Here is a 17,704-nt window from a genome sequence, read left to right as displayed (position 1 = left end):
AGTTTTTAGGAACTACTAACCAAATGAAAGAGCAGCAACGACTTGTTACTTTTTCATTTGTTTAGTAGCCGTCTGACTTTTCCAAAGAGCAAGAGTAAAGGAGAAGAATTATGACAGAAAAACAAGTCTTTAAAACAACTTGGGGCGGCCGCCCACTAGAAGTAGAAATCGGCCAATTAGCCAAACAAGCCAATGGAGCTGTCTTAGTACGTTACGGCGATACGGTCGTTTTAAGTGCTGCTGTTGCCTCTAAAGAAGCAAAAGATGTAGACTTTTTCCCATTAACTGTAAACTATGAAGAAAAAATGTATGCGGTAGGAAAAATTCCTGGCGGCTTCATTAAACGTGAAGGTCGTCCAAGTGAACGTGCGACATTAACCGCTCGTTTAATCGACCGTCCTATTCGTCCAATGTTCTCAGAAGGCTTCCGTAACGAAGTCCAAATTACGAACATCGTTATGAGTGTTGATCAAGATTGTACACCAGAAATGGCTGCAATGTTTGGGTCTTCCTTAGCGTTAGCAATTTCAGATATTCCATTTGACGGACCAATTGCTGGCGTTGACGTTGGTCGTATTAATGGCGAATATGTCTTAAACCCAACGGTAGAACAAGCAGAACAAACAGATATTGAATTAACTGTTGCTGGAACAAAAGAAGCCATCAACATGGTTGAAAGTGGTGCCAAAGAAGTATCAGAAGAAGATATGTTAGGTGCCTTACTTTTCGGTTTTGATGCCATCAAAGAACTAGTGGCGTTCCAAGAAGAAATCGTTGCCGCTGTAGGTAAACCAAAGATGGACGTGGACTTATTACAAGTGGACGCTGATCTTAAAAAAGAAATTTTTGATGCGTACTACAATACAATGAAAACAGCCGTAATGACGGAAGAAAAATTAGCACGTGAAGTTGAAATTGACAAAGTAAAAGATACAGTCAAAGAAGTTTACGCTGAAAAATTTGCGGAACACGAAGAAGAAGCACAATTACTAAAAGAAGTGAAACAAATTGCGGAAGATCTTGAAAAAGATGTCGTACGTGAGTTAATCACGATCGATAAGATTCGCCCGGATGGCCGTAAATTAGACGAAATTCGTCATTTATCATCAGAAGTAAGTATTTTACCACGTGTGCATGGTTCTGGCTTATTTACTCGGGGTCAAACACAAGCTTTATCCGTTTGTACATTAGCGCCTTTAGGGGAACATCAAATTATCGATGGGTTGGGTGTCCAAGATAGCAAACGTTTCATCCATCATTATAACTTCCCACAATTCTCTGTTGGTTCAACAGGACGCGCGGGCTCACCAGGTCGTCGTGAAATCGGTCACGGTGCGTTAGGTGAACGTGCCTTAGCACAAATTATTCCATCAGAAGAAGACTTCCCTTACACAATCCGCTTAGTAGCAGAAGTGTTAGAATCAAATGGTTCTTCTTCACAAGCAAGTATTTGCGCGGGAACATTAGCATTAATGGATGCGGGTGTGCCAATTAAAGCGCCAGTTGCAGGTATTGCAATGGGTCTTGTTAGTGATGGCGAAAACTATACAATCTTAACAGATATTCAAGGTTTAGAAGACCACCTTGGCGATATGGACTTTAAAGTAGCAGGAACGAAAGACGGAATCACTGCTTTACAAATGGACATCAAAATCCAAGGAATTACAGAACAAATTTTAACGGAAGCATTAGACCAAGCGAAGAAAGCACGGATGGAAATTCTAGAAGAATTAACAACAACGATTGCTGCTCCTCGTGAAGAATTAAGTCAATATGCACCGAAAATTGAAATGATTCAAATTAAACCAGCGAAAATTAAAGATGTCATTGGTAAAGGTGGCGAAACAATCAACAGCATTATTGATGAAACCGGCGTTAAGATTGATATCGATCAAGACGGTAACGTAAGTATTGCTTCATCAGATGCTGAAATGATTAAAAAAGCCATCAAGATTATTGAAGAATTAACCAAAGAAGTTGAAGTCGGTCAAGTTTACTTAGCAAAAGTTGTCCGCATTGAAAAATTTGGTGCGTTTGTTAACCTAATTAAAGGCAAAGATGGCTTGATCCATATTTCTCAATTAGCAAACGAACGTGTGAACAACGTTGAAGATGTCGTGAAATTAGGCGACGAAGTCCTTGTCAAAGTAACTGAAATTGACAAACAGGGCCGTGTCAACGTTTCAAGAAAAGCATTATTAAACGAAGAAAACAAAGAAAAATAATTTCTTTTTAAACCAACGAAAACCAAGGGAGTTTCCTTTCTTTTCGTTGGTTTTTTCGTTGAAAACAAGCCCTAAAAAAGAAATGATAAAAAAAGCTAAAGACGGTCGCCAACTCTTTTGTTTATAGTCAATTAGTGGTAAAATTAATACTATCAGTCTGAAGAATATCTGGGGTGTCTTTGTGAAAAAATTTAATCCAAATAAAAATATAATCATTACCTTAATTTTAGTCATTATTTTAGTAACCATTATTAGTTTAACTGCTGCGCAACGTTCTGAAAAAGGCAAAACCAATGTCGTTCAAGGTGGCGTCAACAATAGCGTTAGTATGGTGGATCGTGTGATTTCTTTTCCAGCTCGTGTGGTGGAAAATGGCTTGTCTTCAATGGGCAATTTAATTAACACGTTTAAAGAAAACGAACGTCTAAAAGAAAAAATTGATAGCTATAATGAATTAGCTGTCCAAAACAATAACTATAAACGTGAAATTGATAGTTTAAAACAAGAATTGAATCTGAACGAAACGTTGGCCAACTATGAAAAAGTAACTGCGAATGTCATTACGCGTTCGCCGGATACTTGGCAAGACTTATTAATTATCGATAAAGGAACCAATGACGGCATTGAAGCGGGCATGGCGGTCATGGCGCAAAAAGGGTTAGTGGGGCGTGTTATTGAAGTCAATGCAACGACTGCAAAAGTGGAACTACTAACGTCTAAAAATGTTAACTCAAACCATTTCCCTGTGCGAGTAACTTCCGCAAATGGCGAATCGTTTGGTTTACTTAAAAATTACGACAATAAGACAAATGCATTAATTGTGTCACAATTAACTGGCGATGCTACTCTGAAAGAAGGCGATGTCGTTCAGACTTCTGGCTTAGGTGGTAATTCCCCAGCCGATTTAGCGGTAGGGACAGTTATTAAAGTGAAACCAGATAGTTTTGGTTTAGATCGTGAAGTGTATGTGAAACCTTATGCGGATGTCTATGGTATCTCCGTTGTGACGGTCGTGAAAAGATCGGCAGGGGAAAGCGAATGATTCGGAAAGAGTATTTAAAATACGTCACACCTATTCTCTTGTTTTTCTTAATGTTAATTGATGCTCATTTAACAAAGTCTTTTGAAACGTGGACAAGTAATGTTTACTTCGCCAGTTCTCATCTGCTATTACTTGCGTTTATGTTTGCCGTTCCTAATTTCTCTAAACGTTATTTATTAATTACTTCGTTAATTTTAGGCTTTATTTGCGATAGCTACTACATTGGCATTATCGGGATTTATACAGTCGCACTGACGATTTCGGTTATGTTGATGTATACATTTAAAGAAGTAATTCAAACAAATTTACTAACTGGTTTTTTTGGGATCGTTATTTTTACCACGTTGTATGAACTGATTGCGGTACTGATTCAAGTGGCCTTTCATTTAGCGGATGTCAGCCCAATTTTATTTATTACACGTGTGTTGGGCCCTACATTGCTATTGAACATGGTGTGGTATGTTATTTTATCTTATCCGCTGAAAAAACTGTTTTCCGTAAAATAAAAATTGAAAATTTTGTTCGTTTGCGAAAAATGCTCATTTGTTAGCATTTTTCGCTTTTTTTATTTTCTTTAAATAACAAAACAATGAGAAGATTACCCTGGAGTCTTGAAGAAAGTCGTGAAAAAAGTGAAGCTTTTTTTTGTCATTTACAAGAAGAAAATTGAAATATTACTGTAACATCCATATTATCTCAGTGACATACAGCTATGCTACAATTGCTCTATCGTTGAAAAAGAGAAATTTATTCAAATTTTAATAAATAATAAAAAAGCTTAACAAAAAAGGATTTTCGGAGGACAACAGATTGAAGAAAAGTGTATTATCGGCTCTAATGGTATGTTCCATTACCTTAACAAGCGTAGCGTTGCCATCCGCAGCATTTGCAGATGAATACGATACAAAGATTCAACAACAAGATCAAAAAATTAATGCGTTAACTAGCCAAATGTCAGATGCAGAAGCAAAAGTTGCCGCGATTGAAAATGATATGGTTGAAACGGCCAAACAAATCGATACATTAACAGCTAAAAAGAACAAGCTATCATCAGAAGTATCTAAATTATATAGTGAAATTTCTGATTTGAATGTCCGTATTCAAAAACGTGAAGTACAAATGACAAAACAAGCACGCGATGTCCAAGTGAATGGTCAAAGTGATTCAATTATTGATGCTGTCTTAGATGCAGATTCAGTAGCAGATGCAATTGGTCGTGTTCAAGCGGTCTCAACAATGATGAGCGCCAACAATGAATTACTAGAACAACAAAAAGAAGACAAAGCGACTGTTGAAAAGAAAACAAAGAATGTTGAAAAACAAATTGCTGAATTAGAAGCAGCAACAAAAGAATTAAATGACAAAACAGAATCATTAAAAACATTGAAGATTCAACAAGAAGTGGCTAAAAATGATTTAGAAGCACAACGTTCTGAAGAACAAGGGAAAAAAGACAGCTTCATTAAACAGAAAAAAGAAGCGGAAAAACGTTTAGCAGAAGAGCAAGCACGCCAACGTGCAGCTGCTAAAAAAGCAGAAGAACAAGCGGCAGCGCAAGCACAAGCCGCAGCACAAAAAGCGGCAGCAGAGCAAGCGAAAGCAACAAAAGCAGCCAATGAGGCAGCAGCATCAGCCGCTGAAGAAAAAGCCGCAACACCAGTAGTAGAATCATCAACAACTACTGAAAGTACCACAACGCAAGAAACAACAACTTCAAGTACTGAAACAGAAAGTGTTGTAACAACACCTGCAGCAGCACCTGAAAAAGAAAAAGAAGTTCCTGTAACTAACCCAACGACTCCTGAAAAAGGTAATGAAGCAAAACCAGGGAATGGTGGCGTGACTTCAGGAAAACAAGCCGCAATTAATGCAGCTTTAGCAGATGTTGGTAATTCTTATGCAACAGGTTGGAATCAGCCAGGCGAATGTTTAGTATCCGTTCGTCGCTGGTTAGCGGCAGGCGGTATTAACTTCGGTTATGGTGGTCCAAACAGTGGCTATGTTGCTTCTGGCGCAACACAAGTTAGCTGGAGTAACGTGCAACCAGGCGATGTTGTTCAATATGAAAGTGCCTATAGTCCAGATAGCTGGATTGGTGGCGTGCATACTGTCTTAGTTACAGGTGTAAGTGGTGGAAGTGTTCAAATCGTTGAAGCGAACAACCCAGGAGGCTCTGGTTATGTTTCTTCTAACTCTAACTGGTCACCAGCACCACCAGCAGGATTCCGCGCTGTTGTATGGCGTTTTCCAGGCTAAATAGTCACCTATTAATAATTGATAACAAGGAGTGGTAACTAACAAAAATCGTTAGTTGCCGCTTTTTTTATTCATTTAATTTTAAATATATGCATAAAATGTATCTGAAAATATTGTAATCTGGCCATTTTTTTGCAATTATAGAGGTATATACATATTAGGAGCGGAGGAATCAGCATGAGCGGAACGCACGATACAAAACAAGCAATCGCTTCAGCTTTAATAGAATTATGTGAACAAAAGGATTTTCGTAAAATAAGTGTCCAAGATATTACTAAAAAAGTGGGCTTGAATCGCCAAACATTTTATTATCACTTTACAGATAAATATGATTTATTACGTTGGATTTATCGTCACGATGCATTGATTTACTTGGAAACAGATATTTGTTTGGAAAACTGGGAGGAACAAGCCCTGAAGTTATTAAAAGCGATTAAAGAGAAGAGTCATTTTTACTATACAACAGTGACCTCAGATTCAGAAGTTCTTCTTAATGTTTTTTCCGCTTCGACCAATCGCTTATTTATTTCATTATTTGAACAAGTCGATGTTGAGAACCATTTAACAGATAAAGACAAACAATTTTATGCGAATTTCTTTTCTTATGGATGTAGCGGCGTCTTAACGAAATGGATTCTTGAGGAATATCCTCAGACTCCTTTGGAAATGGCGACGCAATTATTCCGTTTAGCGAAAGATACAGAATTTATGGCTTATCATTTGTATGAACAAGAAGCCAATGAGTAATGTGTGAAGGATAAAAAGTTTTATGAAGGAGTGAAACGTTGTGGTAACTGTGTTATTTGTTTGTTTAGGCAATATTTGTCGCTCGCCAATGGCAGAAGCGATTTTTCGTCAGAAAGTCCAACAAGCTGGTTTAGAATCGACTATTCAAGTATTTTCAGCAGCTACTAGTCACTGGGAAGTTGGCAGTCAGCCACATAAGGGAACCAGAAAAATTTTGGAGCAACAAGGAATTTCCTATCAAGGAATGCGGGCAACACAAATCCAGCCAAGTGATTTTAAAAAATATGACTATATCATTGGGATGGATGCGAATAATGTGGCAGATTTAAAAGCATTAGCTCCTCAAGAAGAGCAACGGCGGATTCATTTATTTATGGAAGTTGTGGCTGGTAAAGAAACCATGGACGTACCTGATCCTTATTATACTGGTGATTTTGAGGAAACTTACCGCTTAGTGGAAGCAGGTACCTCAGAATGGTTGAAAAAAATAAAAGCACAGCTGAAAGATTAGGACTATAGTCCGATAGTACTTTCTGTTTCCCCTTGGTACAATAGTGTTAACAAATTGTTCAGGGAAAAAGAGACAGGAGGGAAGTAAGATGAACAGTAGTTATTTATCCTATGTTTTTGAATTGAGTTTGTATTATTTATTGTTGATAATGAGTCTGCCGCTAGTGTATGCTGTCACGTATCATTTATCTTTTAGTAGTATGTATACAAGTGAATGGTTAATGATCTCTGTCTTCTTATCTCCGTTAGTTTTATTGTTTGCAGGTATCCGTTATGGTTTTGCTCGTCTGAAACAGCAAGAACGTCAAGCGATGAAATAAAGCAAAAAATCCTTGAAAAGTGTCAAAACTTTTCAAGGATTTTTTTATTAAGCCACCCAATCGGCTAAGGTTTTTTGCTCCAATTGGAAAGCCTTCAACATATCGTCGTTGGCGTCTTTAATAGGCGTCGTTGCTGCTAATGTTCCTTGAACAGCAATTCGCGTCGTTGCTTGTAAATCGCCACAGGTAATTAAGGTAATCATATTTTGACCAGGAACGTCATCAATTAACTCAACACGGGTTGGTTCGATTTTTTCTACAGAAGTTATTTTGTATGTATAAACAGTAGATAAATCAGTGATATAAATGAGTTCGTCTTTTTTGGTTCTTTCTAAAGGTGAAAATAAGGAAACGCCATCTTCCGTTCGATGACTAGCCAAGGCATAATTGTTTTTCCCCATGACTTGATCTTCTTTCATGGTCCCGGCACCAGTTAATAAAGCGACATTTGACAATCCTTTAAAAATAGGCAAATTAATTTCGACACTTGGTATCGCAATGGCACCAATCACAGGTAAGTTTTTGTTTTCAAATTGGGCTTTCATCACCGCTTCTGTGCTCAAGGACTCAACTGAATCAAAGTCAAACGTTGTTTCACGAGCCATATTTTTCTTCACATCAGCTGGTTTCAACTTGCTAACGGCGTACGAGCGGCTATTTTGTTGAACCACCCAACTACGTATCTGATTGTTAAAAATTAAGGCCAAGCCAATGATAAATAGTAAAACTAATAAGCTGTTGATTAACCAATTTTTTCCTCTTTTTTTCTCTTTTGGGCGCATATTCTCCCTCCTTTTAATGTATCAAGTTTACCACAATTTATTTGAAAAACCTATTTATTTTCTTTTGGGAATAGGTAAGCAGACCGGACCTTGATTTAATAAAAAACAACTGAATCGATTGATTTTTCAAAAAAATCCTCATTTTGTAATGGAATTTTAAAGTAAAAGAAACAAGCTTTTCTTTTGAAAATATTGTAAAATGGTAAGGAGGCTAGTAGAGGGGAGATGGGAATTTGCTTGATTTAATTTATGTACATATAGATGTAACCAGCAATGCGGTTTTATCTAAAGGAATTACCCATTCCGATTTTGTTCGTTCAATTGTGCATCATCCACAGAACTTACTATTATTAGATCCTTCTGCCGAAGCTGGCGAATACGATATGCATTCAGGCTTGAAAATTATTCGTGGAGAAGAAAGCGTCAATCGCTATTTTCAATCGCTACAACGTCGTTGGATGACTGAAGAGATTAAATGGATTGACTTTTCCGATGTGACGATGCTAAAAGAGCTAACGCCATTAGAAATTTCGGAACTTCTTTATTTTGGACACATGAAGAATAGTTTGCATTCGCCTTTCTTTTATAAGCTACAAAATGATTTTGTCTTTTTTGAATTTGCAGATCAGATGACGCGTGTCTATTATCGTTATATTGATGAATTTTATAGAATCTTTGCTGATAAAATTACACGTGTTGTTTTAGAGAAAGTGAATCAGAAAAAGGCCTTCTTTAAACGAAATACGCCTGTCGAAAAATTAAGTCCTGAATTACTTAAAAATATGAAAGGTATCTTGCAAGAAGGTGTTATTTTTTGCTTCCAACAAACAGAAGTGGATAAAGAAGAATATCGGATTCCTATTTACTTGGTGGAAGATTCACTTAGCAAGATGAAAAATACGTCATACCAAAAAGAAGAAATTTTGGCAACGCTTGTCTATAATAGTGAAAAACGCATTTGGCACATTGAACAAGAGAATGATTTCGGTGAAATTTTTATGTTAGCCCATGAAGGCTGAGAGAGCTCTAACTTTATCAACTAAAGTAGGGCTCTTTTTGTAGCTATGATTTGAATGAGAAATCAAGTATAATAAAATGATAAAAAGGAAAGAAGGTTGTTTAATGAAAAAAATACTCTATGGCGCTCTGACTGGCTTGGCACTCTTTTTGGTAGCTGGCTGTACACCCAAAACGCCTACTGCTGTTTCATCAACAAATGAACAAAAAGAAACAGCAATATCAACTAGTGAAACAAGTTCATCCGTACAACAAGAAGCAACGACGACATCAGAGAAGACAAGCGCGGTAGCTGTCTCTTTAGAAAAAGTAACGACAGCATTTGAGAAAAAATATCCAGAAGCTAAAATAACAAGTCTGCAGTTAGATACAGATTTTGGACGTTATTTTTATGAAATAGAAGGCGTGGATCAGCAAAAAGAATATCAAGTTGAAGTGAACGCAGAGACAGGCGAATTCACAAAAGAAAAAGTCGAAACCTTGGATGCCGATGAACAAAATGGCGTTAAAATGCAAGAAGAGGCACTTGATTTAACAAATATCATTTCCAGAGAACAAGCCACAACCTTGGCTGAAAAAGAAGCGAAAGTCGGCCAGGCAACAGATTGGAAGTTAGAGAAAGAATTAGGAATCACCTATTGGGAAGTGAAAGTGAAAGAGGGCCAACAAAAAATAGAGGTAAAAATCGATGCTCATTCTGGTAAAATTTTGACAACTGAGCGGGACGATTAATGGATAAACAGTAGCTGGCATGCGTTTGAGTAGGAGCTGATTCCCTTAAACGTTGGTCCAGCTATTTTTTGCTTGTTCGACAAACGTGTTTTTCTAAAGTCTCTATGGTAAAATAACGATGTATTAGTGGTTGAGAGCGTCAGAACATAGGAGGAAATTTGTTTGGCTAGAAAAATGGATTTACGTATTTGGGTAGAAGGAACAGTCGTCGCAGCAATGGCAATGGCCCTCTCTTTTTTACCGATTGAATTTGCCAATAGTGGCTTGGACCTATCGTTGGGAATGGTCCCATTAGTTCTTTATTCGTTTCGTCGTGGGTTGCTTCCTGGAGTTGCAGCAGGCTTTGTTTGGGGCATGTTAAATATTATTCTCGGTACAGCCATGAAAAATTTCTTGTCCGTTCCACAGATTATTTTTGAATATCCCTTTGCTTTTGCGTTTGGAGGAATGGGTGGCGTATTCGCTAGAAAAATTCAACTGTATTTTCAAGCGAATCGCTTAAAATCAGCCATTCGTACAATTATTTTAGGAAGTGTTGTCGCAGTCTTCGCCCGTTGGTTTTGGCATTTTTGGGCGGGCGTATTGGTTTGGGGCATGTATGCACCAGAAGGGATGAGCCCATACCTCTATTCTTTTGTACTAAACGGTACGAGTACCGTCGTCAATTGTTTGTATGTAAGTCTAGTTCTAGGCTTATTGGCAAAAGTAGCACCGCAATTATTTGTTCCTAAGAAATAAGTTGAGTCCTAAGTCAGAAGTTTCATGGGATTTTGACTAAAGTCATAAATAAAAAAACCACCAACCTGCAATCGCCAGGGTTGGTGGTTTCCATTTATTTTATAAAGACTTCAATATTCTAGTGAATTTGACGTTGGTGACGATTGGCTAACGTGCTGACTTTCATGACAGAAGCAACAGGAATCATGCGCAACTGTTGTTCATCCGTTTGTAAACGAACGACGATATTGTCCGAAATATTTTTTGAGACAATCCAGCCGATCACCGTTTCGAATTTATGCGCTGTAGGGACTTCTTTCAATTGTAAGACCACTAAGGATTTTTGGGCGGCAGCGACTTGGAGCTCTTGTAAAAGCGCACTGCGTTCCTTTTCTTTATTCTTTTGATCTTGAGAATCTTCTAAAAATGCCGAAAAGAAATGTTGGGAAGAGAGCGTAATCAGTTTAGAAATGCTCTTGATGGTAGCTTTATGTTGATCCATTCTTCTGCCTCCTTTACGAATAAAATAGAATAAAACTCAAATGACTAATTACCTGTATTTTACCTAATTTTGTGATAAAATTCAAGAAAATATGTTCGCCTTCAATAATTATGAGAATTTACCAACGTTTCTGTTTTTCGAAAAAGAAAGTAGTATAATGTGTGAGCATATAAGAAATACATAAGATTATCGGATGTAGTCAATAGATAGAAAAGGATGAATAGTATGTCAAAAAAACCATCAGGTTACCAAAAAAAGTTCTCACGGTGTTGTTGGTATCGTTTGGCTTTGGCGGGTTGTTAGCGCAGTTTTCGCCGATGAAATCAGGTGGGTTTTCAAGTTGGTTTGATGATTCATATGTTAAAGCTAGTGCTGAATCAAGTAAAACAAAAGAACCAGCACCAGTTAAAATTGAGAAAAAAGTCAAACCTTTAAGCTATGGACAACAGGTCAATCAAGAAATTGAAAAGAAGCAATATGATGGACATCTGGATTTGCCGTTAGAATTGCAGACAGATGCTAAATGGAAAGACACCGCGTACGGATTTGGCAATGTAGATAAGCCGAATACAATCGAAATTAATGGCTGTGCGATTGTGTCGCTTGCAATGGTTGGTTCATACATGGATCACCAAGAAGTTACCCCTCTGGATGTGTTAGCTTGGGCAAAAAATGACTTCTTTATGGAAGGACAAGGGACGGCGTGGTCTATTTTTAGTGCATATGCTGAAATGAAAGGCTATAACTGTCAAGAAATTGGGGATATTGAAACAGTGGCAGCTTTCTTGAAGGAAGGTCATCCAGTCATTATTTCTGTAAAACCGGGCTATTTCACTACAACTGGTCACATTATGGTGATGAGTGGTGTGGATGAAAAAGGCGATTTCTGGATTAATGATCCAAACGATTCAGAAGAAAAGGGCCATTCAAAACGGACATTTACAGCCGAAGAAGTGATGAATGAAGCGTTAAACTTCTGGGCATTTTATTAGGAATAAGAAAAGGTGTGGAACAACAGGCAGTACCCTTTGTTCGCATCTTTTTTAGCAAATAAAAGGAGGTAGGACAATGGAGCGATGTACTTGGGCAACGGATACAACTGAAGAGATGCAAGCTTATCATGATGATGAATGGGGACGTCCAGTTCATGAAGAGCAACAGTTATTTGAGTTATTGACCTTAGAAAGTATGCAAGCGGGCTTAAGCTGGGCGATTATTTTGAATAAACGAGAAACGCTTAGAGCAGCTTATGATGCGTTTGATTATCGGAAAATTGCGCGATATGATGAGGAAAAAATTTTAGCTTTACTAGCAAATCCTGGTGTGATTCGTCATCGTTTAAAAATTCAAGCGACCATTACGAATGCGCAAGTTTTTCAAGAAATTCAGGCAGAATTTGGCTCCTTTGATCGCTACCTCTGGAACTTTGTCGATCAGCAACCAATCGTTAATCACTGGCAGCACCCAGAAGAGGTTCCAGCCTCCACGGAATTATCGCAACAGATTAGTCGAGCGTTAAAAAAACGAGGATTTAAATTTTTAGGTGCCACGACAGTCTATTCCTTTTTACAGGCGGCGGGTTTGGTGAATGATCATTTAGAAACGTGTCAGTATAAATAAGTATAGAAGAATTAAAAAGGAAGGAACTAGCAAAACGAATGGCTAGTTCCTTCCTTTTTTTGCAGTGATTATGGACACTCATTTAACATCGTTGAAACAGTTTTCGCCAACTTTTCTATTAAGAATAGTGCAGGTAGTTGGGACGTTACGTCTGCAATGGAACTTTTCTCGGTTGTTATATAGTAGGGGATCGTGACTGTTGAAAGTTGAGCAATCGTGCTTTTTTCACTATTTGTAATAGCAATTACATCAATCCCCATTTCGATAAAATAATCAATATTTTGCCGAACTTTTTGTGTTTCACCCGAAACTGATAAGGCGATAACACCCACTTTTTTAGCCGTTTCTTCGGATAATTTGCTAACGGGATGGGAAAAAAGGTGGGATACAGAAGCAGATAAATTGTAGATACTGGAAAAATAAATTTCACCAAATTCAGCTAGGACTTTGGACGTTCCTTCGCCGATAAAAAGAACAAATTCTTTTTTTGCCAGCAATTCCGCAGCTTGAACAATCCGTCCTTCTAATAATTCTTCTGATGAGCGTTGCAAAAAATGAATCAGCATTGTTTCATCTAAAGATTTTGGTTGGGCTGTTTTTTTTCGTTCGCTTAGATAATTCTTCAATTTAAATTTAAAATCTGTATAGCCTTCACACTCGAATTTTTGACAAAAACGCCAGATTGCCGTTTTACTGAAATGAATTTCATCTGCTAATTCTCGAATTGTCATATAAGGAACTTTTTCAATATTGTGGCTAATATACTTGTAAATCTCTAATTCTGTTGGATTTAATTGTGGATCATAGGTTAAAAACAGCATGCTGATCCCTCCTGTCATTTGTGAACGTAATGTCCTTTTTTAGGGACATGGTCTTATTTGTAGATTATAGCACTCAATCAGAAAACTAGCTATAAAAAAAGGCGTCACTTAGCTACAATCAATAGAGAAACAACTAAAAATTCATGAAACAGAAGAGAGAGTGGGGAAAAATGAGCAATAAAAAATTAATTATCAACGCTGATGATTTTGGTTACACGCCAGCGGTAACGCAAGGAATCATTGAAGCACACAAACGTGGCGTGGTTACTTCAACAACCGCATTACCAACTTCTCCTTATTTTTTAGAGGCCATGGAGAGTGCTCGAATCAGTGCACCGACTTTAGCTATTGGTGTCCATTTAACATTGACATTGAACCAAGCAAAACCTATTTTACCTCGAGAAATGGTTCCTTCCTTAGTAGATGAAGCTGGTTATTTTTGGCATCAATCGATTTTTGAAGAAAAAGTCAATTTAGAAGAGGTTTATAACGAATGGGATGCTCAAATTATTTCATTTATGAAAAGTGGCAGACGCCCTGATCATATTGATTCTCATCATAACGTTCACGGAAAAAATAAAAAGTTATTAGGCGTAGCTTTGGCACTTGCTCGCAAATATCAATTACCTTTACGTAACGCTTCAAGAAGTATTGAAACAAAAGACTATTTAGAGTTATATCAGGATGTTCGCACGCCAGATGAAATGTTGTACCAATTTTATGACAAGGCGATTTCAACTGAAACCATCTTGCAATTGCTTGATATGGTTGTTTGTAGTGAAGGAGAGGTCTTTGAAATCAATTGTTATCCTGCGTTTATCGATACTATTTTACAAAAGCAATCAGGGTATTGTATGCCTCGAATTCGTGAAGTGGAAATATTAACGTCTCAAGAAGTCAAAGAAGCGATTGAAGAACGCGGCATCTTGTTAGCCAATTATGAATCGCTAGCAATGTAAATCAAAGAAGCGTGAATAGCGTGTGAGTAAGTTCTTAATCTGAGCGCTTACTTACACGCTAAATTATTGAAAGAAAGAGGACGTACATGAGTAAAGAACAACCAATAAATCTGAATATCAGCGATTTTTTTAAAGTTTTCGCTGTAGCATCAGTTATTTTACAAACGGTTTTATCATACGTGTTGATACATTCTCCGCAAACGGAAGCAATGAATTCAATCGGTAGTTTTTACCGAATGTCTAAATATTCGGCACCCATGTTTATTTTTGCAATTATTTACAACATGGTGTTAAAGAGTCAAGCTGAATCGTATCTTGAATTTTTAAAGGAAAAATTTTATGAATTGGTGCTTCCTTATGTGGTCTGGTCCAGTCTCTATCTATATGCTTTTCCTAGTTTACAACAACGAATGCCCTATGAAACGTCCCTAGGATTTCTAGGAAAAGTTCTCAGTGGTGATGGCGCGGCACATCTATGGTATGCCGTAATGATGTTGCAATTCCAATTATTTATGCCGTATTTTATTTGGTTGGCAACAAGAATTACAAAAAAGTGATTTTACCAATTGTCTTTTTTACAATCGGTGCGCATATCCTTTGGTGCTTCTGGTACCAGAAAATGATTTTTCCATATGCAGAAACTTCTCTTTGGTACTTAATAGATCGTTCAGGGCTTAGTTATCTCATTTATGGTATTTTCGGGGTCATCGCAGCGAAGTATCAAGGGGCAATTTTTACTTTCTTAAAAAAGACGAGGGTGGCGCTATTTTTGTTATTTCTTTTTATTTTTTGGCAGGCAGTCCAAGGGAATTTATTTGATGGAACACAGATGACACCGAACGATCTACCTTATTTGGATCTTCTTCAAAGTGCCTATAGTTTACTGATTATCGGGTTGGTTTTTTATTTGGGAACACAAGGAATAGCCAAAAAGATTCGTCTTTTACCAATGGTTAAATGGATAGCCACTTATGCGTATCGCAGTTATTTAGCGAATGTTTTTGTTTTTCAAGTGGTCTTGAAACTGGTCCATCCGTTTTTAACCAATCAACCAGTCAGCTTGGTTATTCTTGTGTTGTATATGGGTACATTTGTTGGCTCATTTGGGTTAACGGTTGTAATCGAGCATTTTTTCAAAAGCATATTTAAGTTGGGACGCCTTGTATCTGTATAGGGACATGTTCTTAAATAGAAATCATCGTCCAAAATCATGGGAAAGCATACTCAATTGTTACAAGAATTGTTACACTCTTTGAGGAATAAGTTCTGCTTATCCAATTAAATAGTAAGCTCAGTAAATAGTTAGGGGAGAAAGAATAAATGATAGGTCTTATTTTAACGGGACATGGGGTATTTTCAACTGGAATGCATCAATCAGTTAGTATGATTGCAGGAGAGCAAGCAAATGTTCAGGCGGTCCCTTTTTTCAATGATACAGGGCTTGATGTATTAGAGTCAAACATTCGTAAAGCCGTTGACTCTATGCTGGAGACGTGTCCAGCAGTGGTCATTTTAACTGATCTTTTAGGGGGTACACCGTTTAGAATTTCAATGACTGTCGCAAGTAATTATCAAAATGTTGAAGTGTTAGCAGGAACAAATTTACCGATGGTTCTTGAAGGGCTTGCATTACGCACAATCAGCACGAACGTAGAAGATTTTGTTTCAATGGTCACAGATTCAGCAAGAGACGGGATTGTTCATAAAAAACTAGAACAACCACAAGCAACTACTCAAGAAGAAGCAGACGGAATCTAACCAATTAGAAAAGAGGAGGAAGCACTATGCCGAATATTTTATTAACAAGAATTGATAATCGCTTGATTCATGGTCAAGTCGCAACACAATGGAACGGTTCTTTAGGCGCCAACTTAATTTTAGTCGCAAATGATGCAATTTCTGAGGATACAATGCGCCAACAATTGTTAAACCGGCCCCTGCAGAAGTATAAACCCGTTTTTTCTCCATTAAGAAAACGATTGAGGTCATTCATAAAGCCTCAGAAAGACAAAAGATTTTTCTGTTAGTTGATAATCCTGTTGATGCATTGCGCTTGGTAGAAGGTGGTGTGCCAATCGAAAAATTAAACATTGGTAATATGCATATGGAAGAAGGCAAAAAACAAGTAGCTACCGCTGTTGCGGTTAATAAAACAGATGTAGACGCCTTTAAAAAGCTACAAGAATTAGGTGTTAAACTTTCGATTCAACGTGTACCGTCAACGCCAGAAGAAAGTTTAGATGCATTATTTTCATAAAAAAGTAATGTTGGACAATAATTTTGAAGAGAAGAAGTGGGAAGAATGATTATTCAAAGTAAAAACGTATGGATTAACGAACAATTTCAACCAGCTCAAGTGGAAGTGTCAGAACAACGAATTGTTGCAATTCTACCGTACAATGAAAAAGCTGTCGACAAAGAATATGGAGAAAAGCGCATTCTTCCAGGATTTATTGATATTCATGATCATGGTTGGCATGGTGGGGATGCCAATCATGCCAATCATGAATTTATCAAAGAGTGGCAAGCTTACCTTCCAGAAGAAGGGATTACAGCTTTTTTACCAACAACGTCAACCACATTTCCAAAAGACTTGGAACATTCATTTGAAGTGATTGGTTCATTTATTGAGGAAGACCAAGGAACCAACGGGGCACAAATCTTAGGGATTCATGCGGAAGGCCCAATGATTTCTGAAGAATTTCGTGGCTCTCATAATCCAGAGTTATTAGTAAAACCATCCGTTGAGACATTTAAAAAATGGCAAGAGTTAGCAAAAGGGCACATAAAATTAATGACGTTGGCACCAGAAAATGATGTAGAGAATGCCTTGACTACATATTGTCATGAACATGATGTAGTCATTTCAATTGGCCATACGGCTGCAACCTATGAACAAGCAATGGCAGCTGTCGAAGCAGGTGCAAAAAGTTTTACCCATACGTTTAATGGAATGGAAGATATCAGTCACCGGAAACCAACCGCAGTAGTTGCTGCTTTGGATAGTGAAGAAACGTTTGCTGAAATTATTGCTGATGGGGTACATGTTGATTATTCATTAGTACGTGTGTTAGCCAAACTAAAAGGCAAGGACTATTTAATTGCTGTGACAGATTCTATCTGGGCCAAAGGATGTCAACCAGGCGTTTATCCAAAACCAGAAAAAGGGATCGAAATGGTTATTGATGAACAAAATGTGGTTCGTTTAGCCAATGGCAAGTTAGCTGGAAGTACGAACCATTTAAATAATATGGTTCGCAACCTTGTTGAAAAAGCATTACTTCCAGAAGTGATTGCAATTAATTCAGTCACGAAAAATCCAGCTCGTTTGTTGAATGTGAACGAATCTATGGGAGAAATCAAACTAGGGATTTTAGGTAATTTTACAATTATTGATGAGAAATACGAAGTGCTAGAAACCTTAGTAAATGGTGAAACAGTTTATAAAAAGTAG

The 17,704-nt window shown here is 37.5% G+C and carries 18 protein-coding genes and 2 pseudogenes; 17 read left to right on the top strand and 3 right to left on the bottom strand.

Translation table 11 applies throughout. The features are described from left to right. The first annotated feature begins 110 nt into the window (after positions 1-110). The 7 genes from pnp (at position 111) to IGJ04_RS07480 (ending at position 7,100) form a co-directional block, all read left to right on the top strand. A complete protein-coding gene (gene pnp, locus IGJ04_RS07510; RefSeq protein ID WP_002367402.1) occupies positions 111-2,225 on the top strand; it encodes a polyribonucleotide nucleotidyltransferase in 2,115 nt (704 codons plus the stop codon). 181 nt (positions 2,226-2,406) lie between these two features. Next, entirely contained in the window at positions 2,407-3,267 is an 861-nt protein-coding gene (gene mreC / locus IGJ04_RS07505) for a rod shape-determining protein MreC (RefSeq protein WP_002383273.1), read from the top strand. After that, the gene (mreD, locus tag IGJ04_RS07500; protein ID WP_002359075.1) at positions 3,264-3,773 is read left to right on the top strand and encodes a rod shape-determining protein MreD; all 510 of its coding nucleotides are present in this window, start codon (positions 3,264-3,266) and stop codon (positions 3,771-3,773) included. The genes mreC and mreD overlap by 4 nt, the downstream gene beginning before the upstream one ends. A gap of 331 nt (positions 3,774-4,104) precedes the next feature. Beyond that, on the top strand, positions 4,105-5,523 hold the full coding sequence (locus tag IGJ04_RS07495; RefSeq protein ID WP_025188766.1) for a CHAP domain-containing protein: 1,419 nt from the start codon (positions 4,105-4,107) through the stop codon (positions 5,521-5,523). A gap of 177 nt (positions 5,524-5,700) precedes the next feature. Continuing rightward, positions 5,701-6,270, top strand: coding sequence for a TetR/AcrR family transcriptional regulator (locus IGJ04_RS07490; protein WP_002354991.1), 570 nt, complete (start codon positions 5,701-5,703; stop codon positions 6,268-6,270). 40 nt (positions 6,271-6,310) lie between these two features. Next, a complete protein-coding gene (locus tag IGJ04_RS07485; RefSeq protein ID WP_002378799.1) occupies positions 6,311-6,781 on the top strand; it encodes a low molecular weight protein-tyrosine-phosphatase in 471 nt (156 codons plus the stop codon). Positions 6,782-6,869: 88 nt separating this feature from the next. Further along, complete coding sequence (locus IGJ04_RS07480; RefSeq protein ID WP_002383277.1) at positions 6,870-7,100, top strand: hypothetical protein; 231 nt, start codon at positions 6,870-6,872, stop codon at positions 7,098-7,100. Positions 7,101-7,147: 47 nt separating this feature from the next. Here IGJ04_RS07480 and IGJ04_RS07475 read toward each other — a convergent pair whose 3' ends face one another. Further along, complete coding sequence (locus IGJ04_RS07475; RefSeq protein ID WP_002354994.1) at positions 7,148-7,882, bottom strand: class A sortase; 735 nt, start codon at positions 7,880-7,882, stop codon at positions 7,148-7,150. A gap of 233 nt (positions 7,883-8,115) precedes the next feature. Between IGJ04_RS07475 and IGJ04_RS07470 the strand changes: the two genes are divergently transcribed. The 3 genes from IGJ04_RS07470 (at position 8,116) to thiT (ending at position 10,369) form a co-directional block, all read left to right on the top strand. Next, positions 8,116-8,901, top strand: coding sequence for a hypothetical protein (locus tag IGJ04_RS07470; protein ID WP_002354996.1), 786 nt, complete (start codon positions 8,116-8,118; stop codon positions 8,899-8,901). Between the two features lie 76 nt (positions 8,902-8,977). Further along, complete coding sequence (locus tag IGJ04_RS07465; RefSeq protein ID WP_033625246.1) at positions 8,978-9,631, top strand: PepSY domain-containing protein; 654 nt, start codon at positions 8,978-8,980, stop codon at positions 9,629-9,631. A gap of 162 nt (positions 9,632-9,793) precedes the next feature. After that, complete coding sequence (thiT, locus tag IGJ04_RS07460) at positions 9,794-10,369, top strand: energy-coupled thiamine transporter ThiT (protein ID WP_002354998.1); 576 nt, start codon at positions 9,794-9,796, stop codon at positions 10,367-10,369. Positions 10,370-10,487: 118 nt separating this feature from the next. Here the strand turns inward: thiT and IGJ04_RS07455 are convergent, their stop codons facing one another. Continuing rightward, the gene (locus tag IGJ04_RS07455; protein WP_002354999.1) at positions 10,488-10,850 is read right to left on the bottom strand and encodes a hypothetical protein; all 363 of its coding nucleotides are present in this window, start codon (positions 10,848-10,850) and stop codon (positions 10,488-10,490) included. A gap of 266 nt (positions 10,851-11,116) precedes the next feature. Here IGJ04_RS07455 and IGJ04_RS07450 point away from each other — a divergent pair, with 266 nt between their 5' ends. Together IGJ04_RS07450 and IGJ04_RS07445 are read left to right on the top strand one after the other, a co-directional pair. Continuing rightward, positions 11,117-11,842, top strand: a complete 726-nt coding sequence (locus tag IGJ04_RS07450) for a peptidase C39 family protein (RefSeq protein ID WP_002380940.1) — start codon at positions 11,117-11,119, stop codon at positions 11,840-11,842. 76 nt (positions 11,843-11,918) lie between these two features. Next, entirely contained in the window at positions 11,919-12,470 is a 552-nt protein-coding gene (locus IGJ04_RS07445; protein WP_010713735.1) for a DNA-3-methyladenine glycosylase I, read from the top strand. A 68-nt stretch (positions 12,471-12,538) separates the two neighbouring features. Here the strand turns inward: IGJ04_RS07445 and IGJ04_RS07440 are convergent, their stop codons facing one another. Beyond that, positions 12,539-13,291: a MurR/RpiR family transcriptional regulator gene (locus IGJ04_RS07440; RefSeq protein WP_002365331.1), complete on the bottom strand. Its 753-nt coding sequence runs from the start codon at positions 13,289-13,291 to the stop codon at positions 12,539-12,541. Between the two features lie 143 nt (positions 13,292-13,434). On the opposite strand from IGJ04_RS07440, the gene IGJ04_RS07435 reads away from it, so the two are divergent. From IGJ04_RS07435 to nagA, 5 genes and pseudogenes are all read left to right on the top strand, one after another. Continuing rightward, positions 13,435-14,250 (top strand): carbohydrate deacetylase, encoded by an 816-nt coding sequence (locus IGJ04_RS07435; protein ID WP_438840091.1) that lies wholly within the window; start codon positions 13,435-13,437, stop codon positions 14,248-14,250. Between the two features lie 86 nt (positions 14,251-14,336). Next, positions 14,337-15,424, top strand: a pseudogene (locus tag IGJ04_RS07430) (acyltransferase family protein). Positions 15,425-15,570: 146 nt separating this feature from the next. Next, positions 15,571-16,008 (top strand): PTS sugar transporter subunit IIA, encoded by a 438-nt coding sequence (locus IGJ04_RS07425; protein ID WP_002372860.1) that lies wholly within the window; start codon positions 15,571-15,573, stop codon positions 16,006-16,008. 26 nt (positions 16,009-16,034) lie between these two features. Continuing rightward, positions 16,035-16,507 (top strand): annotated as a pseudogene (locus IGJ04_RS07420) (PTS system mannose/fructose/N-acetylgalactosamine-transporter subunit IIB). Between the two features lie 45 nt (positions 16,508-16,552). After that, positions 16,553-17,704: an N-acetylglucosamine-6-phosphate deacetylase gene (gene nagA / locus IGJ04_RS07415; RefSeq protein ID WP_438840090.1), complete on the top strand. Its 1,152-nt coding sequence runs from the start codon at positions 16,553-16,555 to the stop codon at positions 17,702-17,704.

Origin of the sequence: Enterococcus sp. AZ050 (genome assembly GCF_051715085.1) — a bacterium.
GTDB lineage: Bacteria > Bacillota > Bacilli > Lactobacillales > Enterococcaceae > Enterococcus > Enterococcus faecalis.
This window is presented reverse-complemented; position numbering and strand designations above follow the sequence as displayed.